Source organism: Kosakonia sp. SMBL-WEM22 (assembly GCF_014490785.1).
GTDB lineage: Bacteria > Pseudomonadota > Gammaproteobacteria > Enterobacterales > Enterobacteriaceae > Kosakonia.
On sequence record NZ_CP051488.1, the window covers coordinates 2,895,321 to 2,919,212 of the forward strand.

A 23,892-nucleotide genomic window follows, 5' to 3' on the forward strand; every position below is an offset into this window, starting at 1 on the left:
CACTTATCTTTTTTCTGTTTTCCATCCTATAAGGGTGGCAAAACAAACGCGCGTTGCAAGCGAAACGTTATAGCGCTCAGGCTGTAAGGGCGCGTTTTTGCTGCTGAAGATCCTGTTCGATGCCTTCGCGGACATCCTGCGGCACCTTCAGCGCATCGCCCAGCGCATTGAGATAGCTGCGCTCCATAAAGTGATCGATGTCGATAACCGCACAGCTGAGGAAGTAGAGCTCCAGTGCCTCCTCCTCATTTTTGACACCCTGCGCCAGCCACGCTGGATCGAGAGGCTGCTCCAGCGCTTTCGCCACCAGCTCACGCCCCTGGGTTTCGATGCCCGCTTCGCGCAGCTGCGCTTCGATTGCCGCCTGTTCCTGCTCATCAATATGGCCATCGCTCTTCGCCGCAAAGACCAGTGCCACAATCAGGCGCTCAGTGCGCACGTCCAGCGGCGATTGCTGCTGGCCAAACTGCGGCTCGTCCTGATGGGTTTCACGGATGCGATCTTTGTATTTGTTCCACAGCACCGTGCCGGCCACCGCCCCGCCACCAACCAACAGCGCGCCGGTACCATATTTGGTGAGCAGTTTGCGCGATGATTTGTTGGCAACCAGCAGACCGGCAAGGCCGCCCAGCGCACCCGGCACCAGAAGCTTATTTAAGCCCTGGCCCTCTGCGGAGGAAGAGGATGGCGATGCAGCGCTTTTCTGCCCCAGCAGCGACTGTAGTTGATTTAACCAGTTCATTTTTTTCCCTCGCTTAACATCTTTGTCAGACAAGAGTAAGCGAGGGGGATGTCAGGAAGTGTCTGTATCTGGAAAGAATAGGAAAAGTAGGGTGCTACGGCTGAGGTGTGTACGCCGCGCTGCCCGCCGGGCAGTCGACCCTGACGCGATAATGTATATCGGCGCTTTTACCGCGTACGGTGAGCGGCACCGTCCACTTGTCACCCTTGCCGGTCACCTCTTGCGGATTAACCCATACCACCGGATCCGCCTGACCAATTTTTTTCTGATCATCCGCCCAACGCACAATGCGGTTTTGCAGATAGTCGCGCTTAACGCTGGCGGCGATGCCCTCAGCGTTAAGCCCTTCACAGGAAGGAAATTTCACGACCTTCTCTGCGGCAGCGTTTGCCGCCATGCTGCCCGCCAGCAAAAACAGACCGGTTACTACCCCTGCTATTTTCATGCTTATCTCCTGGTTAATATCCATTCAAAGCATGGTACAAATTACTGGCGGTGCAAGATCAGGCGACTTTAGCCCGCTTGCTGGCGCTTTTAATATCAACCGCGTCAGAGGATTGATCTGCAGCGGCTTTTGCCGGGGAAGCGCCCTCTTCGCTCTCTGTTCCAGGCAGTTTGCCGGATTTCAGAATACCGTTGAGCGCATCTTTTTGCTCGGCGAGCCACATCGCCATGCGTTCACGGGTCTCCTCTTCCAGAGCTACCGGACCGGTGCCTAACCAGTCACCCAGCACTTCCGCCAGGTCGAGCATTTTATCGTAAGCATCGGCTTCCTTTTTGCTGGCAAAAGACATCTTTTCCTCACCTTCGCGAATGACTACGTATTTAACTTCTACCGCCATGATGCAGCCTCGTCTTACTGTGTATTTGTACAGTATAATAGCGCGATGAAAAAACCACCGCAAGTGAAAAAGACAGACGCAAACGTTTTCGTTATACTGCGCCCACTTTTTTTCTAATGGTACTTCGCTATGACTCTTTTAGGAACTGCGCTGCGTCCGGCAGCCACGCGTGTGATGTTGTTAGGCTCAGGCGAGCTGGGCAAAGAAGTGGCTATTGAATGTCAGCGGCTCGGTATCGAAGTCATTGCGGTTGACCGCTATGCTGACGCGCCAGCGATGCAGGTCGCGCACCGATCCCATGTGATTAACATGCTTGATGGCGAGGCGTTAAAAGCGCTGGTCGCTGTGGAGAAACCGCACTTTATTGTGCCGGAGATCGAAGCCATCGCCACCGATGCGCTAATTGAGCTGGAGGCCACCGGTCAACATGTGGTTCCCTGCGCGCGCGCCACAAAATTGACGATGAACCGCGAGGGGATCCGTCGCCTTGCAGCAGAGGAGCTGCGGTTACCCACCTCGGCCTACCGTTTTGCCGATAGCGAAGAGAGCTTCCGCCAGGCGGTAAGCGAAATTGGCCTGCCCTGCATCGTGAAACCGGTGATGAGCTCTTCAGGCAAAGGGCAGAGTTTCATTAAATCTATCGACCAGCTGGCAACGGCGTGGGCCTATGCACAAGAGGGTGGTCGCGCCGGTGCTGGCCGCGTCATTGTCGAAGGCGTGGTGAAGTTTGATTTTGAAATCACCCTGCTGACTATCAGCGCGGTAGACGGCGTCCACTTCTGCGCACCCGTGGGACACCGTCAGGAGGATGGCGATTATCGTGAATCGTGGCAGCCGCAGCAGATGTCCGCCACGGCGCTTGAGCGCGCCCGGCAGATTGCCCGTGAGGTGGTGCTGGCGCTGGGAGGACATGGTCTTTTCGGCGTTGAACTCTTTGTCTGTGGCGATGAGGTGATCTTCAGCGAAGTCTCGCCGCGCCCGCACGATACGGGAATGGTGACGCTGATATCGCAGGATCTCTCTGAGTTTGCCCTGCATGTACGCGCCTTTTTAGGCCTGCCGATTGGCGCGATCCGCCAGTACGGCCCGGCCGCCTCTGCGGTGATTTTGCCGCGTCTGCACAGCCAGAATGTCACCTTTGATAATCTGCACCACGCCGTTGATGCAGGCGTGCAGCTGCGTTTGTTCGGCAAGCCGGAGATTGAAGGATCGCGCCGTCTGGGCGTGGCGCTGGCCGTCGCAGAGAATGTTGAGAGTGCGGTCGCCCGCGCCGTGGCCTCAGCCAACGCGGTGCAGGTTAACGGATAAAAAAAGCCCGGTGCGCATAGTGCGTCCGGGCTTGTTATCAGGCGGGTGTGATACCCGCCTGCTGATTACAGCTTCGCACCCTCAACGGCTTCGCGTGCCAGTTTGGTGATGCGTTCGTAATCGCCTGCTTCCAGCGCGTCGGCCGGAACCAGCCACGAGCCGCCGATGCAGAGCACGCTTTTCAGCGCCAGGTAGTCACGGTAGTTCGCCGGAGAGATGCCGCCGGTCGGGCAGAAACGCACCTGCGAGAAGGGACCGGCAATGGCCTGCAGCGCTTTGGTGCCGCCATTCGCTTCCGCCGGGAAGAATTTAAACTCTTTCAGGCCGTAATCCATGCCCAGCATCAGCTCGGAAACGGTGCTGATACCTGGGATCAGCGGAATGGTGCCTTCGGTTGCCGCTTTCAACAGCGGCTCGGTCAGCCCGGGGCTGATAGCGAACTGCGCGCCCGCTTCGGTAACTTCCGCCAGCTGCTGCGGATTCAACACGGTGCCAGCGCCGATAATGGCTTCCGGGACCTCTTTGGCAATGGCGCGGATAGCGTCAATCGCGCATGCGGTGCGCAGCGTCACTTCCAGGACGCGAACGCCACCAGCAACCAGCGCTTTCGCCATCGGGACAGCGTGCTCCAGTTTGTTTACCACGATCACCGGTACAACCGGGCCGGTCTTCAGGATGGCTTCTGCACTTGTTTTCCAGTTTTTCATCAATCTTTTCTCTCGCCAGAATAAAATCTTGTCGTCTTAAAAAGTGATACAGGTTGCGCCCTGCTCTGCGCCGGAGAGCTTCTCTCGCAGCGCGCCGAACATTTCACGGCCTGTGCCCACGCGCATCGCGCTAAGGTCAGGAATATGCGGCTGACGTGCGGCAAGTTCGTTGTCAGCAACCAGCAGGGTCAACTCACCTGTCTGCCCGTTAACCCGGATAATGTCGCCATCACGCACTTTTGCCAGCAACCCACCATCATAAGCTTCGGGTGTCACATGGATTGCCGACGGCACTTTACCTGATGCCCCTGACAGCCGTCCATCGGTAACTAAGGCAATTTTGAAACGGCGGTCCAATAATACACCAAGTGGCGGCATCAGTTTATGTAATTCTGGCATACCATTGGCTTTCGGCCCCTGATGACGCACCACCACTACACAATCGCGATCCAGCAGACCTGCTTCAAAGGCCGGTAATACGTCATGCTGGCTCTCAAACACCACCGCAGGCGCTTCAATGACCTGGTTCTCTACCGGCACGGCGGAGGTTTTCATCACCGCGCGCCCGAGGTTGCCACTCAGCACTTTGGTGCCGCCATGCTGTGAAAAAGGGTTATCGATGGTGGCGATAATCGAATCATCCAGCGACGCGGTAGCGCCTTCACGCCAGTCGAGCTCGCCATTGTTGAGCCACGGCTCCTGGGTGTAGCGCGTCAGGCCGAAACCGGCCACGGTGTTCACCTCTTCATGCAGTAGACCGCCCTTCAGCAGTTCGCGCATCAATACCGGCACACCGCCCGCCGCCTGGAAGTGGTTGATGTCCGCCGGGCCGTTCGGATAGAGACGCGCAAGCAGCGGCACCACTTCAGAGAGTTCGGAGAAGTCATCCCAGTTAATAATGATGCCCGCCGCGCGCGCCATCGCCACCAGGTGCATGGTGTGGTTAGTCGATCCGCCGGTTGCCAGCAGGGAGACGATGCCGTTGACCACCACTTTTTCATCGATCATTTTGCCGAGCGGCATCCATTCGTTACCGTTGCCGGTCAGGCGCGTCACCTGGCGAGCAGCGGCTTCGGTCAGCGCTTTACGCAGCGGTGCATCCGGGTGAACAAACGAGGAGCCAGGCAACTGCATACCCATAAACTCAATCACCATCTGGTTGGTATTGGCGGTGCCGTAGAAAGTACAGGTGCCCGGAGCGTGGTAGGAGGCGGCTTCCGACTCCAGCAGCGCCATGCGATCGACTTTACCTTCCGCATAAAGCTGTCGAATACGCACCTTCTCTTTATTAGCCAGGCCGCTCGCCATCGGGCCTGACGGCACGAAAAGCGCGGGCAGGTGACCAAACGACAGCGCCGCCATCGCCAGCCCCGGGACGATTTTGTCGCAGACGCCAAGATAGAGCGCGCCGTCGAACATATTGTGCGAGAGCCCCACTGCCGCGGACATGGCGATCACTTCGCGGCTCAGCAGCGACAGCTCCATGCCATCCTGACCCTGCGTTACGCCATCGCACATTGCCGGTACGCCACCCGCTACCTGGCCGACCGCATTCACCGAGTGCAGCGCTTTACGAATAATGTCGGGATAGACTTCATAAGGCTGATGTGCGGAGAGCATGTCGTTGTAGGAGGTGATGATGGCGATGTTGTTGCGCAACATGCTTTTGAGCGAGGCTTTATCTTCTGGCTGGCAGGCGGCAAAACCGTGTGCCAGATTGCCACAGGCCAGCGTCGAACGACGAACGGTATTGCTTTTCGCTTGCTCAATGCGTGCAAGGTAGGCTGCGCGGGTTTCGCGTGAACGTTCAATAATGCGATTTGTTACGCGTAACATTACTGGATTCATAGAGGCTCCTGAAATTTATCTGTTCGGGGAGAGCGTGCTAACCGTCTATTTCACTCTGCATAACAAGCTGAAAACACCGGATTGCCGCGCCCCAAAGGCAAAATCACTTTCGCCAGTGTAATAAAAAAAGCCCCGCTGGTGAATCCAGCCGGGGCTTTGAAACAGAAAAATTGTTCGCGGAGCTGTGTTAGATCATGTTACCGGTAAAATTGCGCAACATGCCAGACTCGGGTTACTCGAACTCGTTCCAGGAACGGCCATCGCGGGTGATCATCGCAACCGACGCGACAGGGCCCCAGGTACCGGCCTGATACGGTTTCGGTGAGTCATTATCCGCAGCCCAGGCTTCAGTGATGGAGTCCACCCACTTCCACGCCTCTTCCACTTCATCGCGGCGCACAAACAGCGCCTGAATGCCGCGCATCGACTCCAGCAGCAGGCGCTCGTAAGCATCCGCCAAATGAGTCTCGTTAAAGGTTTCGGAGTAGCTCAGATCGAGCTTAGTGGTCTGCAGATTGTGTTTGTGATCCAGCCCCGGCACTTTATTGAGGATCTGGATATCCACCCCCTCATCCGGCTGCAGGCGAATGGTCAGTTTGTTCTGCGGCAGCTCCTGCCAGGACTCTTTAAACAGATTGAGTTCCGGGTTTTTGAAGTAGACCACCACTTCTGAACACTTGGTCGGCAGACGCTTACCGGTGCGTAGATAGAACGGCACACCCGCCCAGCGCCAGTCGTCGATATCGACGCGGATGGCAACGAAGGTTTCAGTATGGCTCGACTTGTTCGCGCCCTCTTCTTCCAGGTAGCCCGGCACTTTTTTGCCCTGGGCGAAACCGGCGGTGTACTGGCCGCGCACGGTTTTTTCCCGCACATTTGTGCGATCGATACGGCGCAGGGATTTGAGCACCTTCACTTTTGCGTCGCGAATGCTATCCGCGGTGAGATCGGACGGCGGCGACATCGCGATCATACAGAGCACCTGCAGCAGGTGGTTCTGGATCATATCGCGCATCTGACCAGCCTGGTCGAAATAGCCCCAGCGCCCTTCAATGCCCACCTCTTCCGCGACGGTGATCTCGACATGATCGATAGTGCGGTTATCCCAGTTATTAACGAATAGTGAGTTGGCAAAGCGCAGCGCCAGCAGGTTAAGCACTGTCTCTTTACCGAGGTAGTGGTCGATACGGTAAACCTGGCACTCTTCAAAATACTCGCCCACCTGATCGTTGATCTGACGGGAGGTCTCAAGAGAGTTGCCGAGCGGTTTTTCCATTACCACTCGAGCCGGTTTGGCGTTCAGCTTCGCCGCGCCCAGCCCTTTACAGATGGCACCAAACGTATCCGGCGGCATTGCGAAGTAGTTGATGGTAGTGCGATTTTTTTGATCCAGCATCGCGCCGAGGCGTTTGAAGGCGGGCGTATCGTTTACATCGAGATTACAGAAATCGAGACGACCGCTCAGCTTGTCCCACAAGCTTTCGTCAATCTTCTCTTTCATAAAGGTTTCGAGCGCTTCACGAACCACTTTGGTATAGGCTGCTTTATCCCAGTCGGCACGGCCAACACCGAGAATCCGCGTCTCATCATGAATTTGACCGGCTTTTTCCAGCTGGTACAGGGAAGGCAGCAATTTCCGGCGTGCGAGATCGCCTTTCGCGCCGAAAATGACCAGGTCACACGCCTGGGCTGTTTGGACTACCGCCATGTCACTCTCCTCAGTTAGCTATCCTGAAGCTGTCATCCGCTTCAGTTGTAATTTTATTACACTGCACTGTACTGCTTTTACGTAATTCCCGAAACTAGCAGGCCTTATCAGGAAGTGCGTTATTGGGTTGCCATGAAAAATACGTGTATTTGCGCCGATCGCGCGGCATATTTACCTGTCAGCTGCTAGCGAAAATCCGACTTTGATCATGTTATGAAAAAAAACAACAACAACATTTCAGCGTATCACTTACCTTTCTACCCTGCGCAGGCGTAATATCGACGCAAACTGCGTAACGATTCGCGTAATCAGTGTAATCGTTTCACCAGGAGCGCATTAACGCCTATGAATATGCTGGAAAAAATCCAGTCCCGACTGGAACACCTTAGCAAATCAGAACGAAAAGTCGCGGAGGTGATCCTCACCGCGCCACAGCTGGCTATCCATTCCAGCATTGCCGCGCTTGCGCAACAAGCGGAGGTCAGCGAACCGACGGTTAACCGCTTTTGCCGCAGTCTGGATACGCGCGGCTTCCCTGACTTTAAGCTGCATCTGGCGCAGAGCCTCGCCAACGGCACGCCCTATGTTAATCGAAATGTCGATGAAGATGACAGTGTAGAAGCCTATACGGGCAAAATCTTTGAATCGGCGATGGCAAGCCTCGATCATGTGCGGCAGTCCCTTGATATGACAGCGGTTAATCGCGCCGTCGATCTGCTGACGCAAGCAAAAAAAATCGCGTTCTTCGGGCTTGGCTCCTCTGCGGCCGTTGCCCACGATGCGATGAACAAGTTTTTCCGCTTCAACGTGCCGGTGGTCTACTCCGATGACATTGTGCTGCAACGCATGAGCTGTATGAATTGTAGCGATGATGATGTCGTTATGTTGATTTCCCACACCGGCCGCACAAAAAGTCTGGTGGAGCTGGCACATCTGGCCCGTGAAAACGATGCCATGGTGATTGCGCTGACGTCTGCGGGAACGCCGCTGGCGCGTGAAGCAACCCTTGCTATCACGCTGGATGTCCCTGAAGATACAGATATCTATATGCCGATGGTGTCCCGGCTTGCACAATTGACGGTTATTGATGTGCTGGCGACCGGATTCACGCTGCGCCGCGGCGCAAAATTCCGGGATAACTTGAAGAGAGTCAAAGAAGCACTCAAAGAATCGCGCTTTGATAAGGAACTGCTTATCAAAGACGATAATCATTAAGAGACCATAACTAAAACGGTAGTTCTTACGCTATTCGGTTAGCGGCCTTACCTGTCAGGGCGCGCGTAACCCGAATTCATGTTCACGCAACACCTCGTTATTTCAGTCAACGGAGTATTACATGTCCAGAAGGCTTCGCAGAACCAAAATCGTCACCACTTTAGGCCCGGCCACCGACCGTGATAACAACCTTGAAAAAGTTATCGCTGCGGGCGCTAACGTGGTGCGGATGAACTTCTCACACGGAACACCGGAAGATCATAAATTACGCGCGGACAAAGTGCGTGAGATTGCGGCAAAACTGGGACGTCATGTTGCTATCCTTGGCGATCTGCAAGGACCGAAGATTCGTGTCTCCACCTTCAAGGAAGGTAAGATTTTCCTTAACATCGGCGACAAATTCCTGCTCGACGCCAACCTGGGCAAAGGGGAAGGCGACAAAGAGAAAGTGGGCATCGACTACAAAGGTCTGCCTGCTGACGTAGTGCCGGGCGATATCCTGCTGCTGGATGATGGCCGCGTGCAGCTCAAGGTGCTGGAAGTTCAGGGCATGAAGGTGTTCACCGAAGTGACCGTCGGCGGCCCGCTCTCCAACAACAAAGGCATCAATAAGCTGGGCGGTGGGCTTTCTGCAGAGGCACTGACCGATAAAGATAAGGCGGATATTGTTACCGCCGCGCTGATAGGCGTCGATTATCTCGCTGTCTCCTTCCCGCGCTGCGGGGAAGATCTCAACTATGCACGTCGTCTGGCGCGAGATGCAGGCTGTGATGCGAAGATTGTCGCTAAAGTCGAGCGCGCAGAAGCGGTATGCAACCAGGATGCGATGGACGATGTGATCCTCGCCTCCGACGTGGTGATGGTGGCTCGTGGTGACCTGGGCGTTGAAATTGGCGACCCGGAGCTGGTTGGCATTCAAAAAGCGCTGATCCGCCGTGCGCGTCAGCTGAACCGCGCGGTAATCACTGCGACGCAGATGATGGAGTCGATGATCACGAACCCAATGCCGACCCGTGCGGAAGTGATGGACGTAGCGAATGCTGTACTCGACGGTACCGATGCGGTGATGCTCTCCGCGGAAACAGCTGCCGGGCAATATCCGTCTGAAACCGTTGCCGCGATGGCGCGCGTCTGCCTGGGCGCAGAGAAGATCCCCAGCATCAACGTCTCCAAGCACCGCCTCGATATTCAGTTTGACAATGTCGAAGAGGCGATTGCCATGTCGGCGATGTATGCCGCCAACCACCTGAAGGGCGTTACGGCGATCATTTCGATGACTGAATCCGGCCGTACCGCGCTGATGACCTCGCGTATCAGCTCCGGCCTGCCGATTTTTGCCCTCTCCCGCCACGAGCGCACCCTTAACCTTACCGCGCTCTACCGCGGCGTGACGCCGGTCTATTTCGACAGCCATAATGACGGCGTTGCCGCAGCCAACGACGCGGTGAACCTGCTGCGTGATAAAGGCTACCTGCTCTCTGGCGATCTGGTGATTGTGACGCAGGGTGATGTGATGAGCACCATCGGCACCACCAATACCACGCGCATTCTGACCGTCGAATAACGGATTGCTCAGAAAGCAAAAGGCCTCTCACTTTGAGAGGCCTTTTTTTGGCTATTTTTTTCTGTAGAGCTCTTTGCGCTTATAGGGCTCGATCTCACCCGGCTTGCGCGTTTTCAGCAGCTTCAGGATCCAGGTGTACTGCTCGGGATGCGGGCCGACAAAGTTCTCTACCTCTTCATTCATCCGTCGCGCAATGGTAGTGTCATCCGCCGTCAGCAGATCGTCCATCGGTGGACGAACCAGAATCTTCAACCGGTGCGTTTCAGCGTCATAAACCGGGAACAGCGGCACCACGCGAGCCCGGCACACTTTCATCAGGCGACCAATGGCAGGCAGCGTCGCTTTGTAGGTGGCGAAGAAATCGACAAACTCGCTCTGCTCAGGACCATGATCCTGATCCGGCAGGTAGTATCCCCAGAAGCCGTTACGTATCGAGTGGATAAAGGGCTTGATACCGTCATTACGCGCGTGTAAGCGGCCGCCGAAACGCAGGCGCACCTTGTTCCACATATAGTCGAAGACTTTATTGCCCTGATTATGAAACATTGCCGCGATGCGCTTGCCCTGCGAGGACATCAGCATTGCCGGAATATCGACACCCCAGGCATGGGGGACGAGGAAAATAACGCGCTCATCGTTACGGTGCATCTCATCGATTATCTCTTTGCCCTGCCACTCAATCCGGGAGGCAACCTTTTCTGTACCGCGCAGTGCCATTTCTGCCATCAGCACCATCGCCTGCGGCGCAGTGGCAAACATATGATCGATGATCGCTTCGCGTTCGGCTTCGCTCTTTTCAGGGAAGCAGTAATAGAGGTTGATCTGCGCACGACGACGAGCGCTTTTTCCGCGCCGTCCGGCAAAACGCCCCAGTTTCGCCAGCAGCGGATCGCGCACAGAGGGCGGGATCAGGGCAACGCCGGCAAACGCCAGTACCCCAAGCCAGGCACCCCAGTGGCGCGGATGGCGAAACTCGCCCTCAAACTGAGGAATATATTCACTGTTATTTTTTTTCGTTTCCATGCATCGTCCGCTGGTCAAAAATCTCAACAAGATAAAGGGATAGTGTAGCGATGCGTTATCTTTCGCACAAAAGGAAAAGCCGATGCCAAGCAAGCACCGGCTTTGAACGCCTGATTATTACGCGTATTACTCCAGCCGCAGCTGAGGTAACACCTCTTTGACCTGCGCCAGATAATCCTTACGATCCGAACCGCTCAGCCCTTCTGTTCTTGGCAGTTTAGCGGTCAGCGGGTTCACAGCCTGCTGGTTGATCCATACTTCATAGTGCAGGTGCGGCCCGGTGGAGCGCCCGGTGTTGCCCGAGAGGGCGATACGATCGCCACGCTTCACTTTCTGCCCCGGTTTTACCAGCAGCTTACGCAGGTGCATGTACCGCGTGGTGTAGGTGCGCCCGTGACGGATAGCAACATAGTTACCTGCTGCGCCGCTGCGCTTAGCGATCACCACTTCACCATCACCGACGGCCAGCACCGGCGTCCCCTGCGGCAGGGCAAAATCAACGCCTCTGTGCGGCGCAACGCGTCCGGTTACCGGATTAAGACGACGCGGATTGAAGTTGGAGGAGACACGGAACTGCTTCGCGGTCGGGAAACGCATAAACCCTTTCGCAAGGCCGGTGCCGTTACGATCGTAGAACTTGCCATCTTCGGCACGGAACGCGTAATAATCTTTACCGTCAGAGCGCAAACGCACGCCCAGCAACTGGCTCTGCTCCTGCTTGCCATCGAGCATCTCACGGGACATCAATACGGAGAATTTGTCGCCTTTTTTCAGCTTACGGAAGTCCATTTGCCACTGCATCGCTTTGATGACCGCGCTAACTTCACCGCTTGTCATACCGGCCTCCTTCGCGCTGGCAACAAAACTGCCGCCGACGGTGCCTTTCATCTCCTTATTGACCCAGTCGCCCTGCTGCATCTCGCTGGACATTTTGAAGCCATTTTCGGTGCGGTCATAGGTGCGGGTTTCGCGGCGTGACATCTCCCACGTCAGGCGCTGCAGATCGCCATCGGCGGTCAGCGTCCAGGAGAGTTGCTGGCCGATCTTCAGATTGCGCAACTCTTTATCCGCTGCGGCAAGCTGGCTGATGTTGCCCATATCAATGCCATACTGATTCAGGATGCTGCTGAGCGTATCGCCGGTCGACACAACATATTCATGTACACCGGCTTCGTTGGCGGTTTTCTCGTCCAGTTCATCTTGCGGAATATCGTCAACATCATCCGCTGCGGACTGGTCAATAGGCTCACTGGCTTCAGGTAGCAGCGAGCGGATCTCACTTTTCGGCAGCTCGATGGTTTTTACAATTGGCGCGCTATTTTCGGGGTGATAAACGTAAGGCCGCCAGACGGCGACCGTGAGGGTCAGTACGGTGAGCGACCCCAGCATTACGCGATGGGGTCGCGGCAGATTGTTAAATGCCAGGGCGACAGAGCGGGCTATCTGTTGCACGTGTTCACTTCCTCGTTATTCTCCTTTCAGGCAGCTCGCATATTGGTGAGAGAGTTGTGTAAGGAACTGGGGATAGCTCTCTTTACCCAACTTGATACCGATGCCGAGTGGATCCAGCGTTCCCATGCGAACGGAGGTTCCTCGTGCAACAGCTTCAACGACCGCTGGCCTGAACTGTGGCTCAGCAAAAACGCAGACTGCTTTTTGCTCAACCAACTGTGTTCTGATTTCATGTAAACGCTGCGCACCAGGCTGAATCTCAGGGTTAACGGTAAAGTGACCCAATGGCGTCAGACCGTAGTGTTTTTCAAAGTAGCCGTAGGCGTCATGAAAAACGAAATACCCCTTCCCTTTCAGCGGTGCCAGCTCGTTACCGACCTGCTTATCGGCCTGGGCTAATGATGCCTCAAATGCCTTCAGGTTGGCGTCCAGCTTGGCTCGACTTTGCGGCATAACTTCCACTAATTTATCGTGGATTGCAACCGCCGAAAGGCGTGCAATCTCTGGGCTTAACCACAAATGCATGTTGTATTCGCCGTGATGGTGATGATGCTCACTATTTTCGCCATGTTCGTGACCTTCATGACCCTCATGCTCATCTTCGTCCGCACCTTTCATCAGCTGGGATTTCACGCCGTCGAGTTGCGCCATCACTACCTGTTTTTGCGCAGGCACCTGTCCGGCCGATCGCACCATGAAAGCTTCCATTTCCGGGCCGACCCAGAAAAGTAAGTCCGCGTTTTGCAAGCGTTTTACATCAGACGGACGCAGGGAGTAATCATGCTCAGACGCGCCGTCAGGCAGAATAACTTCGGTGGTGGTCACCCCATCTGCAATAGCGGAGGCGATAAAACCCAGCGGTTTAAGTGAGGTGACGACGGCGGCATTAGCGGATTGTGCTGTTACCGTAAGAAACGCAGCGGAAAGCGCTGCGCAAAGAAGCGTATTTTTATGTAACATAATGCGTCTATTCATCGTATTAAGTGTGTGGAATGTGATATTATAACATCCTACAACTTCTGCAACCCCTTAAATGCTATGACGAATCTTATAACGCTTGAAAATGTCAGCGTCGCTTTCGGTCAACGCCGCGTGCTTTCTGACATCTCTCTGAATTTGCGTCCAGGTAAAATTCTGACACTGCTCGGACCGAACGGTGCCGGAAAATCGACGCTGGTGCGCGTCGTACTTGGGCTCGTAGCACCCGACGCGGGGGTTATCAAGCGCGACAAAGCCTTGCGCATCGGCTATGTGCCGCAAAAATTGCAACTCGACGCCACGCTACCTCTTACTGTAGGCCGCTTTATGCGTCTGCGCCCAGGCACGCGTAAAGAGGATCTCATCCCGGCGCTGAAACGCGTGCAGGCTGCCCATCTGATCGATGCCCCGATGCAAAAACTCTCCGGCGGTGAAACGCAGCGCGTGCTGCTTGCCCGCGCTCTGCTCAATCAGCCCCAGGTGTTGGTGCTGGACGAGCCAACCCAGGGCGTCGACGTCAATGGTCAGGTTTCGCTCTACAACTTAATCGACGAATTGCGCAAAGAGCTGGATTGCGCGGTACTGATGGTCTCACACGATCTGCACCTGGTGATGGCAAAGACCGATGAAGTGCTTTGCCTCAACCACCATATCTGCTGCTCCGGCACGCCAGAGGTGGTCTCTATGCATCCCGAATTTATCTCTATGTTTGGTCATCGCGGCGCAGAGCAGCTGGGCATCTATCGTCATAACCACAATCACCGTCACGATCTTCAGGGTCGCATTATTTTACGTCAGGGTAACGGACACTCATGATTGAACTTCTACTGCCCGGCTGGCTTGCCGGGGTTCTGCTCGCCTGCGCCGCCGGGCCGCTTGGATCCTTTGTTGTCTGGCGACGGATGTCCTATTTCGGCGATACGCTGGCGCATGCCTCTCTGCTCGGCGTCGCCTTTGGTTTACTTCTGGATGTGAATCCGTTCTATGCGGTAATTGCCGTCACGTTGCTGCTGGCCGCAGGCCTGGTGTGGCTGGAAAAACGCCCCCACCTGGCGATCGACACACTGCTGGGGATTATGGCGCACAGCGCGCTCTCGCTTGGCCTGGTCGTGGTCAGCCTGATGTCCAACATCCGCGTGGATTTAATGGCATACCTCTTCGGTGACCTGCTGGCCGTGACGCCGCAGGATCTCGTCGTTATCGCCCTCGGCGTGGTAGTAGTGGTAGGGATTTTGCTCTGGCAGTGGCGGAACCTGCTGTCGATGACCATCAGCCCGGAGCTGGCTTTTGTCGATGGCGTGAAATTACAGCGCGTGAAGCTGCTGCTGATGCTGGTAACCGCTCTGACCATTGGCGTGGCGATGAAGTTTGTTGGCGCGCTGATCATCACCTCCCTGCTGATCATTCCTGCCGCCACGGCGCGGCGCTTTGCCCGCACCCCGGAGCAGATGGCCGGGGTAGCTGTCGGCGTCGGGATGATTGCCGTCACCGGCGGGCTTACCTTCTCCGCCTTCTACGACACGCCAGCAGGCCCCTCTGTGGTGCTCTGCGCCGCGGTGCTGTTTATCTTCAGCATGTTGAAAAAGAGCGCCAGCTAAATTCTCATCCACAGCCAGCGCCGCCCGGCGCTGGCACTGCTTATCAGGGCATTTCCGGCGGCGTAATGCCAAAGTGATCCCAGGCGCGCGGCGTCGCCATGCGACCGCGCGGCGTACGCTGTAAAAAGCCCTGCTGAATCAGGTAAGGCTCCAGCACATCTTCGATGGTCTCACGCTCTTCGCCAATCGCCGCAGCAAGGTTATCCAGCCCCACCGGACCACCAAAGAATTTATCGATCACCGCCAGCAGCAGCTTACGATCCATATAGTCGAAGCCCTGGGCATCGACATTGAGCATATCCAGCGCCTGGGCGGCAACTTCTGCGTTGATATCACCATCGTGCTTCACTTCAGCATAATCGCGCACGCGGCGCAGCAGACGGTTGGCGATACGTGGCGTACCGCGTGAGCGGCGCGCCACTTCCAGTGCGCCCTCTTCACTCAGCTCCAGCCCCATAAAACGCGCACTGCGCCCGACGATATGTTGCAGGTCGGCCACCTGGTAGAACTCCAGGCGCTGAACGATACCAAAGCGATCGCGCAGCGGCGAGGTCAGCGAACCGGCGCGGGTCGTTGCGCCAATCAGCGTAAAGGGCGGCAGGTCGATTTTGATAGAGCGCGCGGCCGGGCCTTCACCAATCATGATATCGAGCTGGTAATCTTCCATTGCCGGGTAGAGCACCTCTTCCACCACCGGCGAAAGGCGATGAATTTCATCGATAAACAGCACGTCATGAGGTTCAAGGTTGGTCAACATCGCGGCCAGATCGCCCGCCTTTTCCAGCACCGGGCCGGAGGTAGTGCGCAGATTAACGCCCATCTCGTTCGCGACGATATTTGCCAGCGTCGTTTTACCCAGACCCGGCGGGCCGAAAATCAGCAGGTGATCGAGCGCATCGCCGCGCAATTTCGCCGCCTGGATAAAGATCTCCATCTGCGAGCGCACCTGCGGCTGACCGATATACTCATCCAGCAGTTTTGGTCGAATCGCCCGATCCGCAACTTCTTCTACAATCGTGCTGGCGGCGGCAACCAGGCGGTCTGCTTCAATCATCCTCTACCTCACAACGCCGCACGCAGCGCTTCACGGATCAGGGTTTCACTGTTGGCGTCCGGACGCGCGATTTTGCTGATCATCCGGCTCGCTTCCTGCGGTTTATAGCCCAGCGACACCAGCGCAGCAACGGCTTCTTGCTCGGCATCATCTGTAGAGGGGCTTGCTGGCGAGGCCAGTACCAGATCGGCCGCAGGGGTAAAGAGGTCGCCATGCAGCCCTTTAAAGCGGTCTTTCATCTCCACAATCAGGCGTTCAGCGGTTTTCTTGCCAATGCCCGGCAGTTTGACCAGCGCGGCGGGATCTTCACGCTCAACGGCATTCACAAACTGCTGCGCCGACATGCCGGAGAGGATCGCCAGCGCCAGCTTCGGCCCGACGCCGTTGGTTTTGATCAGCTCACGAAACAGGGTGCGCTCCTGCTTATTATTAAAACCGTAGAGCAGCTGCGCATCTTCGCGCACCACAAACTGTGTAAAGACGGTCGCCTCTTTGCCGGCATCCGGCAATTCGTAGAAGCAGGTCATCGGCATATGCACTTCATACCCTACCCCTCCAACTTCGAGCAGGACCAGCGGGGGTTGTTTTTCGACAATAATGCCTCTGAGTCTGCCTATCACGTGACGCTCCTGCGCTAAGTGCTAAAAAAGTAATGCTGTATCATAAAAAAAGGCTGGATAGATATCCAGCCGATAATGAAGGAAAAAGCGCGAACGCGCTTCAGGAATTCACGTAATAGTCCATATCGTGCAGATCGGTTAATAAATCGCGTCCTGAAGGTTTCCATCCCAGCGTCCTGCGCGTCTGTTCACTTGAGGCCGACATCTCCATGCCGGCGAAGCCAGCAAACCAGCCAAAATGCGACGCATCGCGCGGCTCTGCGGGCACGCCAAGCATTTTGCCGATAGCAATGGCAATTTCACGCATTGCGATACCCTCCTCTGCTATCGCATGATACACCGTTTGCGTGGCACCGCTTTCCAGCGCCAGCCGGTAGACATTTGCTGCATCATTGCGGTGTACTGCCGCCCAGCGGTTATTCCCTTCACCCTGCCACGCAGATACCCCGCTCTGTTTCGCAAGCGAAATCAGGAACGGAATAAAGCCACGATCCCCCACGCCATGTACCGTTGGTGCCAGCCGCACGCAGGCTGTCCGTACACCCTGTTGCGCAAGCGCCAGCGCGGCCTGTTCTGAGCGGCGCAGGTAATCCGGCCCGCTGGCGGGCGCGTCCTCTTCTGTCGCCGGGCCTCCCGCTACCAGGCGCGCAAGGCCGGACGTGATCAACAAGGGACGTGAACTTCCACGCAACGCATCACCCAGCACGGTAATGGCGCGCTCATCCTGAACGCAATTTTCTGCAAAGCGGGAGAAATCATGATTAAAGGCGGTATGAATCACCGCATCTGCTTTTGCCGCCGCATCAAATAGCAGCTGGCTGTCATCAAGCGTGCCGTAAACCACCTCTCCCCCTGCAGCGATAAACGCCCTGGATTTGTCCTTATTACGCGCCAGGCCGCTCACTTGATGGCCTGCGGCTAATAACCCCTCTGCTACTTTTGCACCGACCCATCCGGTCGCGCCCGTCAGAAAAATATGCATCTGTCTCTCCTTATGTTGACTCGCGCCGCTATCCTGCTGAATATCCGCGATGGGGAAAAGTAGTGACGTTATCGTGGTATAAGGACTAACAGGATGCAGAGCGCAAAAGATCTGGGCAGTTATCTGAAATCCCGCCGGGCGCAGCTCGACCCGCAAGCGCTGGGTTTTCACACCGCGCGGCGCCGCACACCGGGGCTGAGGCGTGAAGAGGTTGCACATCTGGCCTGTATTAGCGCGACCTGGTACACCTGGCTTGAACAGGGGCGCGGCGGGATGCCCTCAGAAGAGGTGCTGGAGCGGATCTGCCAGGCGCTTTGCCTGAGCGGGCGTGAGCGCGAGTACGTGTTCCATCTGGCACTGGGGCGAGCACCTGGCGTGGAGTATGCGCCAGCCGCGACGGTATCCGCCAGGCTACAAAAAGTGCTGGAGAGTATGCCCTATAGCCCGGCGATGATCCGCAACGCCAGTTGGGATGTGCTTGCCTGGAACGCGGCCGCCACGGCGGTGCTGGCCGACTACGCCACACTTCCCGCGCAGGAGCGCAATATCCTGCGCCGCATCTTCCTTAACCCACAGGCGCGAGCTTCCCAGGCCGACTGGCAGGGGCTGACACGCTTTCTGGTGGCGGCGTTTCGCGCAGAGACAACCCGGGCCGGTGCGTCACTCGAAGTTCAGCCGCTGGTCGATGAGTTGAGCGCGGCGTCGCCGGAGTTTGCCAGGCTTTGGCAAACCAATGATGTCGAGGTGATGGGCGAAGGCACGAAAGTGATTTTCCACGCCAGTGCAGGTCGGCTCTCGCTGGAGTACTCAAGTTTTTCCGTGGAGGGGCAGCCCGATCTGACGCTGGTGGTCTATAGCCCCTCAGGCGAGGAGGATGCGGATAAAATCCGCTTGCTGTTACAGCAGAAGAGATAAAAAAAGCGCCGCAGTCCGGCGCTTTTTAACGTAACCGACCGCGTGCCAGATTGAGCCTTGTGCTGCTCACTTGTAACGCGTTCTGGCTGACATGGCAGTGGGTAATGGCGATCGCCAGCGCATCGGCGGCGTCTGCCTGCGGATTGGCGGGGAGTTTTAACAGCGTGCGCACCATGTGCTGCACCTGGCTCTTCTCCGCGCTACCAATACCCACCACCGTCTGTTTAACCTGGCGGGCGGCATACTCAAAGACCGGTAAGTCCTGATTGACGGCGGCGACAATCGCCACGCCGCGCGCCTGCCCCAGTTTCAGCGCCGAGTCGGCGTTTTTCGCCATAAACACCTGTTCGATGGCGAAAAAGTCCGGCTGAAATTGAGTGATGATCTCCGACACGCCTGCATAAATCAGCTTCAGACGCGAGGGCAGATCGTCAACTTTTGTGCGGATACAGCCGCTGCCGAGGTAGGTCAGCTGGCGGCCTGTCTGGCGGATCACACCATAACCGGTGATACGTGAACCCGGGTCGATCCCGAGAATAATCGCCATTGTGCCTCTCCGCTTAACTCACTCATTCTGCAACCTTTACTACCCAGCGTATTTCCGCGCACAGGAAGGCGGCTGCGCCCGTCACAAAGGAGCGGGTACGCGAAGAGAGCCACCGCCCCTGTGGGCAGAAAATAGCGGGTATTACAGGGTTGCCGCAACTTCGTCGGAGATCTCACCGTTGTGATAAACCTCCTGCACATCGTCGCAATCTTCCAGCATATCGATCAGGCGCAGCAGCTTCGGTGCGGTTTCCGCATCCATATCCGCTTTGGTCGACGGGATCATCGACACTTCAGCGTTGTCCGCTTTCAGACCGGCAGCTTCCAGCGCATCGCGCACGGCACCCATCTCTTCCCAGGCGGTGTAAACGTCAATCGCGCCGTCGTCGTAAGTCACCACATCTTCAGCACCGGCTTCCAGCGCCGCTTCCATGATGGTGTCTTCATCGCCCGCTTCGAAAGAGATCACCCCTTTCTTGCTAAACAGGTAGGCAACAGAACCGTCGGTACCGAGGTTGCCACCGCATTTGCTGAAGGCATGGCGCACTTCGGCAACGGTACGGTTACGGTTGTCACTCAGGCACTCGACCATCACCGCGGTGCCGCCAGGACCGTAACCTTCATAAATGATGGTTTCCATGTTCGCGTCGTCGTCACCGCCGACGCCACGCGCGATGGCGCGGTTCAGGGTGTCACGCGTCATGTTGTTGGAGAGCGCTTTATCGACCGCCGCGCGCAGACGCGGGTTCGAGGCGATATCGCCGCCGCCCAGACGTGCCGCTGTCACCAGCTCACGAATAATTTTGGTGAAGATCTTACCGCGTTTGGCATCCTGTGCCGCTTTACGGTGTTTGGTGTTGGCCCATTTACTGTGACCTGCCATAAAAAATTCTCCAGAAAAAACCGCCGTTCAGGCGGCGTTAATAACAAATTCTTCAATCGCCTGCCGGTTGCTCCACGACTTGGTCAATGCCGCCGCAGCGGGCGCATCAAGCCAGCGGTACGCCAGATGTTCGGTAAACACAATTGGGCACTCATGGGGCAGCGCTAAACAAAACCAGGATTCGGTGTTGTGAGTCACGCCCGGCGCATAGCGATGACGTAAATGACTGAAAATTTCAAATTCCACCGTGCGCTGGCAGTCAATCAGGCGATGCGGCGCTGCGCCGACATCGATATTGACCTCTTCCATGACTTCGCGCGCGGCGGCCTGCAACGCGCTTTCACCCGGCTCGAGGCTGCCGGTAACCGACTGCCAGAACTCGGGATCGTCGCGTCGCTGCAACATCAGCACCCGTTTTGTCGCTTCGGCATAAATCACCACCAGCACAGAAACGGGATGCTTAAAGGACATCTTATTTGCTCTCCGGCGTCTCTTTTTTGATAACCGAGATACCCAGCTCCGCCAGCGCGGTTGGGTTGCCGAAGCTCGGCGCTTCGGTCATCAGGCATGCCGCCGCCGTGGTTTTCGGGAACGCGATAACGTCACGGATGTTGTCGGTGCCGGTCAGCAGCATAGTCAAACGGTCGAGACCAAACGCCAGGCCCGCGTGCGGCGGCGTACCATATTTCAGGGCGTCGAGCAGGAAGCCGAACTTCTCGCGCTGCTCCTGCTCATTGATACCGAGAATGCCAAACACCGTCTGCTGCATTTCGCCGTTATGAATACGTACGGAACCGCCGCCCACTTCGTAGCCGTTGATAACCATATCGTAGGCGTTAGCGATCGCCGTTTCCGGTGCCGCTTTCAGCTCGGCCGGGCTCATGTCGCGCGGGGCGGTGAACGGGTGGTGCATCGCGGTCAGGCCGCCTTCGCCGTCATCTTCAAACATCGGGAAGTCGATAACCCACAGCGGCGCCCATTTGTTTTCGTCGGTTAGATTCAGATCTTTACCCAGCTTCAGACGCAGCGCGCCCAGCGCATCGGCAACCACTTTCTTGTTGTCAGCGCCGAAGAAGATCATGTCGCCATCCTGCGCGCCGGTGCGCGACAGAATTTCGCCCACGATCTCAGCGTTGAGGAATTTCGCTACCGGACTGGTGATGCCCTCAAGGCCTTTCGCCGCTTCGTTAACTTTGATGTAGGCCAGACCTTTCGCGCCGTAAATTTCAACGAACTTGCCGTAGTCATCAATCTGTTTACGGCTAAGCTGCGCGCCGCCCGGCACACGCAGTGCGGCAACGCGGCCTTTGGCATCGTTAGCCGGGCCGGAGAAGACTTTAAACTCGACCGCTTTCAGCAGGTCGGCAACGTCCACCAGCTCCATCGGGTTGCGCAGATCCGGCTTATCGGAACCGTAACGACGCTCGGCTTCGGCAAAGGTCATGATCGGGAACTCACCGAGATCGACGCCCTTCACTTCCTGCCACAGCTGGCGAACCAGCGCTTCCATCACTTCACGCACCTGCGGCGCGGTCATGAAGGAGGTTTCCACATCGATCTGGGTAAATTCCGGCTGGCGGTCAGCGCGCAGATCTTCATCGCGGAAGCATTTAACGATCTGGTAGTAGCGGTCGAAGCCGGACATCATCAGCAGCTGCTTAAAGAGCTGCGGAGACTGCGGCAGCGCGTAGAATTTGCCTTTATGCACGCGGCTCGGGACCAGGTAGTCGCGCGCGCCTTCCGGCGTCGCTTTGGTCAGCATCGGCGTTTCGATGTCGAGGAAACCGTGATCATCCATAAAACGGCGCACGAAGCTGGTGATTTTCGCACGCGTCTTCAGGCGCTGCGCCATCTCAGGGCGACGCAGGTCGAGATAGCGGTACTTCAGACGCGCTTCTTCGGTGTTGACGTGGTTAGAATCCAGCGGCAGCGCGTCGGCGCGGTTGATGATGGTCAGTTCAGTGGCGAACACTTCCACTTCACCGGTAGCCATCTCTTTGTTGGCATTTTTGCCTTCGCGGGCGCGAACAGTACCGGTAATTTGAATGCAGAACTCATTACGCAGTTCAGAGGCGAGCTGGAACGCATCCTGACGGTCCGGGTCGAAAAACACCTGCACGATGCCTTCGCGATCGCGCATATCGATAAAGATAAGGCTACCGAGGTCACGACGGCGGTTGACCCACCCACAAAGCGTTACTTGCTGTCCGACATGGGACTGATTGAGCTGCCCGCAATATACTGTACGCATGAGATATCCCTTAATTAGCTGCGCATGACCCATCACCTGCGGCGCAGGCGCGCTGGGGGCAGCTATTTTCGTATGTCACATCTGGATGAAAAAAGGGGGCTATTATACTGGAAATAATGACCGACGATAAGCCCGCTACCGACTGTACGCACGTTTGCTGCGCGCTTATTGCGCATTCTCACAAAATTTAACAAAAATTGTAAACCCGGCGCGCGGAAAGAGCGCGTAAGGTAATGCCCCAACGCGATTATTTTCAGGAGTGAACATGCTGGAACTCAACACGGCGAAAACGGCACTGGTAGTTATCGATCTTCAGGAAGGCATTCTGCCCTTCGCCGGCGGCCCGCACACTGCGCAAGAGGTTGTAACGCGCTCGGCGCGATTGGCCGAGAAGTTTCGTGCCAACGGCGCGCCGGTGGTGCTGGTGCGTGTCGGCTGGTCGGCGGATTTTGCCGAAGCGCTGAAGCAGCCGGTGGACGCCGCGATGGGCGGTCACGGCCTGCCGGAGAACTGGTGGGATTACCCGGCAGCGCTTGGCAAACAGGCGAGCGATATCGAGGTAACTAAACGCCAGTGGGGCGCTTTCTATGGCACCGATCTGGAAATGCAGCTGCGCCGTCGCGGTATCGACACCATCGTGCTGTGCGGCATTTCGACCAATATCGGCGTCGAATCCACCGCCCGCAACGCCTGGGAGATGGGCTTTTCGCTGATTATCGCTGAAGATGCCTGCAGCGCCGCCGATGCCGAACAGCATCAGGGCAGCATGAAAAACATCTTCCCGCGTATCGGTCGCGTGCGCAGCAGCGAGGAGATTATCGCGGCGTTATGATCTATATCGGCCTGCCGCAGTGGTCGCACCCGAAATGGGTGCGCCTTGGGATCACCTCCCTTGAGGAGTATGCCCGTCACTTCAATTGTGTTGAGGGCAACACCACGCTCTATGCGCTCCCGAAAGCGGAGATTGTCTCGCGCTGGCACGATCAGACCAGCGATGATTTCCGCTTCTGCTTTAAGTTTCCCGCCACCATCTCCCACCAGGCGGCGCTGCGAAACTGTGATGATTTAACCCACGAATTCTTTAGCCGCATGTCGCCGCTCGCCGGCAGGATTGGCCAATACTGGCTCCAGCTGCCAGCGACATTTGGCCCGCGCGATCTCCCTGCGTTGTGGGCTTTTCTTGATACGCTGCCCGCAGGCTTTACCTACGGCGTCGAAGTGCGCCATCCCGCCTTCTTTGAGAAAGGCGACGAGGAGAAAGCCCTCAACCAGGGGCTGCACGCGCGCAAGGTCAACCGCGTGATGCTTGACAGCCGCCCGGTGCACAGCGCGAAACCGCATAGCGAAGCGGTGCGCGAGGCGCAGCGTAAGAAGCCGAAAGTACCGGTGCATGCGCTGGTTACCGCCGGGCATCCAATGGTGCGCTTTATCGGCAGTGACGATATGGCGCAGAACCGCGAGCTTTTCGCCGTCTGGTTAAACAAACTGCCAGCCTGGGAGCAGACCACCACGCCCTATCTGTTCCTGCATACGCCCGATATCGCCCAGGCTCCCGAGCTGGTCGAAACTCTGTGGCAGGATCTTCGCACCGCGATGCCGATCGTCGGCGAAGCCCCCTCCCTGCCGTTACAATCTTCTCTTTTTTAAGCCCAGCAC

The 23,892-nt window shown here is 56.7% G+C and carries 24 protein-coding genes; 8 read left to right on the forward strand and 16 right to left on the reverse strand.

The window, feature by feature from the left end; all coding sequences use genetic code 11:
• Positions 1–76: 76 nt before the first annotated feature.
• The 3 genes from HF650_RS13820 to HF650_RS13830 all read right to left on the reverse strand — a co-directional run bounded on the left by HF650_RS13820 (position 77) and on the right by HF650_RS13830 (position 1,584).
• Positions 77–742, reverse strand: coding sequence for a tellurite resistance TerB family protein (locus HF650_RS13820; protein WP_187799172.1), 666 nt, complete (start codon positions 740–742; stop codon positions 77–79).
• Positions 743–836: 94 nt separating this feature from the next.
• On the reverse strand, positions 837–1,139 hold the full coding sequence (gene yebF, locus HF650_RS13825) for a protein YebF (RefSeq protein ID WP_249118870.1): 303 nt from the start codon (positions 1,137–1,139) through the stop codon (positions 837–839).
• Positions 1,140–1,245: 106 nt separating this feature from the next.
• Positions 1,246–1,584 (reverse strand): YebG family protein, encoded by a 339-nt coding sequence (locus HF650_RS13830; protein ID WP_187799174.1) that lies wholly within the window; start codon positions 1,582–1,584, stop codon positions 1,246–1,248.
• 129 nt (positions 1,585–1,713) lie between these two features.
• Here HF650_RS13830 and purT point away from each other — a divergent pair, with 129 nt between their 5' ends.
• On the forward strand, positions 1,714–2,892 hold the full coding sequence (gene purT, locus HF650_RS13835) for a formate-dependent phosphoribosylglycinamide formyltransferase (RefSeq protein WP_187799175.1): 1,179 nt from the start codon (positions 1,714–1,716) through the stop codon (positions 2,890–2,892).
• Between the two features lie 65 nt (positions 2,893–2,957).
• Here purT and kdgA read toward each other — a convergent pair whose 3' ends face one another.
• From kdgA to zwf, 3 genes are all read right to left on the reverse strand, one after another.
• Positions 2,958–3,599 carry a bifunctional 4-hydroxy-2-oxoglutarate aldolase/2-dehydro-3-deoxy-phosphogluconate aldolase gene (gene kdgA, locus HF650_RS13840; protein ID WP_187799176.1) on the reverse strand — a complete coding sequence of 214 codons (642 nt, stop codon included), beginning with the start codon at positions 3,597–3,599 and terminating at the stop codon, positions 2,958–2,960.
• Positions 3,600–3,635: 36 nt separating this feature from the next.
• Entirely contained in the window at positions 3,636–5,447 is a 1,812-nt protein-coding gene (edd, locus tag HF650_RS13845; RefSeq protein ID WP_187799177.1) for a phosphogluconate dehydratase, read from the reverse strand.
• 232 nt (positions 5,448–5,679) lie between these two features.
• Positions 5,680–7,155 carry a glucose-6-phosphate dehydrogenase gene (gene zwf, locus HF650_RS13850; protein WP_023480117.1) on the reverse strand — a complete coding sequence of 492 codons (1,476 nt, stop codon included), beginning with the start codon at positions 7,153–7,155 and terminating at the stop codon, positions 5,680–5,682.
• Between the two features lie 345 nt (positions 7,156–7,500).
• Here zwf and HF650_RS13855 point away from each other — a divergent pair, with 345 nt between their 5' ends.
• Both HF650_RS13855 and pyk read left to right on the forward strand, forming a co-directional pair.
• Positions 7,501–8,370 carry a MurR/RpiR family transcriptional regulator gene (locus HF650_RS13855; RefSeq protein WP_187799178.1) on the forward strand — a complete coding sequence of 290 codons (870 nt, stop codon included), beginning with the start codon at positions 7,501–7,503 and terminating at the stop codon, positions 8,368–8,370.
• Between the two features lie 121 nt (positions 8,371–8,491).
• Complete coding sequence (pyk, locus tag HF650_RS13860; protein ID WP_187799179.1) at positions 8,492–9,934, forward strand: pyruvate kinase; 1,443 nt, start codon at positions 8,492–8,494, stop codon at positions 9,932–9,934.
• 51 nt (positions 9,935–9,985) lie between these two features.
• Here the strand turns inward: pyk and lpxM are convergent, their stop codons facing one another.
• From lpxM to znuA, 3 genes are all read right to left on the reverse strand, one after another.
• The gene (gene lpxM, locus HF650_RS13865; RefSeq protein ID WP_187799180.1) at positions 9,986–10,957 is read right to left on the reverse strand and encodes a lauroyl-Kdo(2)-lipid IV(A) myristoyltransferase; all 972 of its coding nucleotides are present in this window, start codon (positions 10,955–10,957) and stop codon (positions 9,986–9,988) included.
• A 126-nt stretch (positions 10,958–11,083) separates the two neighbouring features.
• Positions 11,084–12,409, reverse strand: coding sequence for a murein DD-endopeptidase MepM (gene mepM / locus HF650_RS13870; RefSeq protein WP_187799181.1), 1,326 nt, complete (start codon positions 12,407–12,409; stop codon positions 11,084–11,086).
• A 15-nt stretch (positions 12,410–12,424) separates the two neighbouring features.
• Positions 12,425–13,369: a zinc ABC transporter substrate-binding protein ZnuA gene (znuA, locus tag HF650_RS13875; RefSeq protein WP_187799182.1), complete on the reverse strand. Its 945-nt coding sequence runs from the start codon at positions 13,367–13,369 to the stop codon at positions 12,425–12,427.
• A gap of 78 nt (positions 13,370–13,447) precedes the next feature.
• On the opposite strand from znuA, the gene znuC reads away from it, so the two are divergent.
• A complete protein-coding gene (gene znuC, locus HF650_RS13880; RefSeq protein WP_187799183.1) occupies positions 13,448–14,203 on the forward strand; it encodes a zinc ABC transporter ATP-binding protein ZnuC in 756 nt (251 codons plus the stop codon).
• Positions 14,200–14,985, forward strand: coding sequence for a zinc ABC transporter permease subunit ZnuB (gene znuB / locus HF650_RS13885; protein WP_187799184.1), 786 nt, complete (start codon positions 14,200–14,202; stop codon positions 14,983–14,985). The genes znuC and znuB overlap by 4 nt, the downstream gene beginning before the upstream one ends.
• Positions 14,986–15,028: 43 nt before the next feature.
• Here the strand turns inward: znuB and ruvB are convergent, their stop codons facing one another.
• The 3 genes from ruvB to HF650_RS13900 all read right to left on the reverse strand — a co-directional run bounded on the left by ruvB (position 15,029) and on the right by HF650_RS13900 (position 17,641).
• On the reverse strand, positions 15,029–16,039 hold the full coding sequence (ruvB, locus tag HF650_RS13890) for a Holliday junction branch migration DNA helicase RuvB (protein WP_187799185.1): 1,011 nt from the start codon (positions 16,037–16,039) through the stop codon (positions 15,029–15,031).
• Between the two features lie 8 nt (positions 16,040–16,047).
• Positions 16,048–16,659 (reverse strand): Holliday junction branch migration protein RuvA, encoded by a 612-nt coding sequence (gene ruvA / locus HF650_RS13895; RefSeq protein WP_023480105.1) that lies wholly within the window; start codon positions 16,657–16,659, stop codon positions 16,048–16,050.
• Between the two features lie 100 nt (positions 16,660–16,759).
• Positions 16,760–17,641, reverse strand: coding sequence for an SDR family oxidoreductase (locus HF650_RS13900; RefSeq protein WP_187799186.1), 882 nt, complete (start codon positions 17,639–17,641; stop codon positions 16,760–16,762).
• Between the two features lie 93 nt (positions 17,642–17,734).
• Here HF650_RS13900 and HF650_RS13905 point away from each other — a divergent pair, with 93 nt between their 5' ends.
• Positions 17,735–18,556 carry a helix-turn-helix transcriptional regulator gene (locus HF650_RS13905; protein ID WP_187799187.1) on the forward strand — a complete coding sequence of 274 codons (822 nt, stop codon included), beginning with the start codon at positions 17,735–17,737 and terminating at the stop codon, positions 18,554–18,556.
• Positions 18,557–18,581: 25 nt separating this feature from the next.
• Here HF650_RS13905 and ruvC read toward each other — a convergent pair whose 3' ends face one another.
• The 4 genes from ruvC to aspS form a co-directional block, all read right to left on the reverse strand.
• A complete protein-coding gene (gene ruvC / locus HF650_RS13910) occupies positions 18,582–19,103 on the reverse strand; it encodes a crossover junction endodeoxyribonuclease RuvC (RefSeq protein WP_023480016.1) in 522 nt (173 codons plus the stop codon).
• A 141-nt stretch (positions 19,104–19,244) separates the two neighbouring features.
• Entirely contained in the window at positions 19,245–19,985 is a 741-nt protein-coding gene (locus HF650_RS13915; protein WP_023480072.1) for a YebC/PmpR family DNA-binding transcriptional regulator, read from the reverse strand.
• 27 nt (positions 19,986–20,012) lie between these two features.
• The gene (nudB, locus tag HF650_RS13920; RefSeq protein WP_187799188.1) at positions 20,013–20,456 is read right to left on the reverse strand and encodes a dihydroneopterin triphosphate diphosphatase; all 444 of its coding nucleotides are present in this window, start codon (positions 20,454–20,456) and stop codon (positions 20,013–20,015) included.
• Between the two features lies 1 nt (position 20,457).
• Complete coding sequence (gene aspS, locus HF650_RS13925) at positions 20,458–22,236, reverse strand: aspartate--tRNA ligase (RefSeq protein ID WP_187799189.1); 1,779 nt, start codon at positions 22,234–22,236, stop codon at positions 20,458–20,460.
• A gap of 265 nt (positions 22,237–22,501) precedes the next feature.
• Here aspS and HF650_RS13930 point away from each other — a divergent pair, with 265 nt between their 5' ends.
• Positions 22,502–23,068, forward strand: a complete 567-nt coding sequence (locus HF650_RS13930) for a hydrolase (protein WP_187799190.1) — start codon at positions 22,502–22,504, stop codon at positions 23,066–23,068.
• Positions 23,065–23,883, forward strand: coding sequence for a DUF72 domain-containing protein (locus HF650_RS13935; RefSeq protein WP_187799191.1), 819 nt, complete (start codon positions 23,065–23,067; stop codon positions 23,881–23,883). The genes HF650_RS13930 and HF650_RS13935 overlap by 4 nt, the downstream gene beginning before the upstream one ends.
• Positions 23,884–23,892: the final 9 nt, after the last annotated feature.

What these genes read in the sequence shown, in the direction of transcription:
- HF650_RS13820 (WP_187799172.1), bottom strand. Translation starts at nt 742, where the DNA reads ATGAACTGGTTAAATCAACTACAGTCGCTGCTGGGGCAGAAAAGCGCT.
- yebF (WP_249118870.1), bottom strand. Translation starts at nt 1,139, where the DNA reads ATGGCGGCAAACGCTGCCGCAGAGAAGGTCGTGAAATTTCCTTCCTGT.
- HF650_RS13830 (WP_187799174.1), bottom strand. Translation starts at nt 1,584, where the DNA reads ATGGCGGTAGAAGTTAAATACGTAGTCATTCGCGAAGGTGAGGAAAAG.
- purT (WP_187799175.1), top strand. Translation starts at nt 1,714, where the DNA reads ATGACTCTTTTAGGAACTGCGCTGCGTCCGGCAGCCACGCGTGTGATG.
- kdgA (WP_187799176.1), bottom strand. Translation starts at nt 3,599, where the DNA reads ATGAAAAACTGGAAAACAAGTGCAGAAGCCATCCTGAAGACCGGCCCG.
- edd (WP_187799177.1), bottom strand. Translation starts at nt 5,447, where the DNA reads ATGAATCCAGTAATGTTACGCGTAACAAATCGCATTATTGAACGTTCA.
- zwf (WP_023480117.1), bottom strand. Translation starts at nt 7,155, where the DNA reads ATGGCGGTAGTCCAAACAGCCCAGGCGTGTGACCTGGTCATTTTCGGC.
- HF650_RS13855 (WP_187799178.1), top strand. Translation starts at nt 7,501, where the DNA reads ATGAATATGCTGGAAAAAATCCAGTCCCGACTGGAACACCTTAGCAAA.
- pyk (WP_187799179.1), top strand. Translation starts at nt 8,492, where the DNA reads ATGTCCAGAAGGCTTCGCAGAACCAAAATCGTCACCACTTTAGGCCCG.
- lpxM (WP_187799180.1), bottom strand. Translation starts at nt 10,957, where the DNA reads ATGGAAACGAAAAAAAATAACAGTGAATATATTCCTCAGTTTGAGGGC.
- znuA (WP_187799182.1), bottom strand. Translation starts at nt 13,369, where the DNA reads ATGTTACATAAAAATACGCTTCTTTGCGCAGCGCTTTCCGCTGCGTTT.
- znuC (WP_187799183.1), top strand. Translation starts at nt 13,448, where the DNA reads ATGACGAATCTTATAACGCTTGAAAATGTCAGCGTCGCTTTCGGTCAA.
- znuB (WP_187799184.1), top strand. Translation starts at nt 14,200, where the DNA reads ATGATTGAACTTCTACTGCCCGGCTGGCTTGCCGGGGTTCTGCTCGCC.
- ruvB (WP_187799185.1), bottom strand. Translation starts at nt 16,039, where the DNA reads ATGATTGAAGCAGACCGCCTGGTTGCCGCCGCCAGCACGATTGTAGAA.
- HF650_RS13900 (WP_187799186.1), bottom strand. Translation starts at nt 17,641, where the DNA reads ATGCATATTTTTCTGACGGGCGCGACCGGATGGGTCGGTGCAAAAGTA.
- HF650_RS13905 (WP_187799187.1), top strand. Translation starts at nt 17,735, where the DNA reads ATGCAGAGCGCAAAAGATCTGGGCAGTTATCTGAAATCCCGCCGGGCG.
- ruvC (WP_023480016.1), bottom strand. Translation starts at nt 19,103, where the DNA reads ATGGCGATTATTCTCGGGATCGACCCGGGTTCACGTATCACCGGTTAT.
- HF650_RS13915 (WP_023480072.1), bottom strand. Translation starts at nt 19,985, where the DNA reads ATGGCAGGTCACAGTAAATGGGCCAACACCAAACACCGTAAAGCGGCA.
- nudB (WP_187799188.1), bottom strand. Translation starts at nt 20,456, where the DNA reads ATGTCCTTTAAGCATCCCGTTTCTGTGCTGGTGGTGATTTATGCCGAA.
- aspS (WP_187799189.1), bottom strand. Translation starts at nt 22,236, where the DNA reads ATGCGTACAGTATATTGCGGGCAGCTCAATCAGTCCCATGTCGGACAG.
- HF650_RS13930 (WP_187799190.1), top strand. Translation starts at nt 22,502, where the DNA reads ATGCTGGAACTCAACACGGCGAAAACGGCACTGGTAGTTATCGATCTT.
- HF650_RS13935 (WP_187799191.1), top strand. Translation starts at nt 23,065, where the DNA reads ATGATCTATATCGGCCTGCCGCAGTGGTCGCACCCGAAATGGGTGCGC.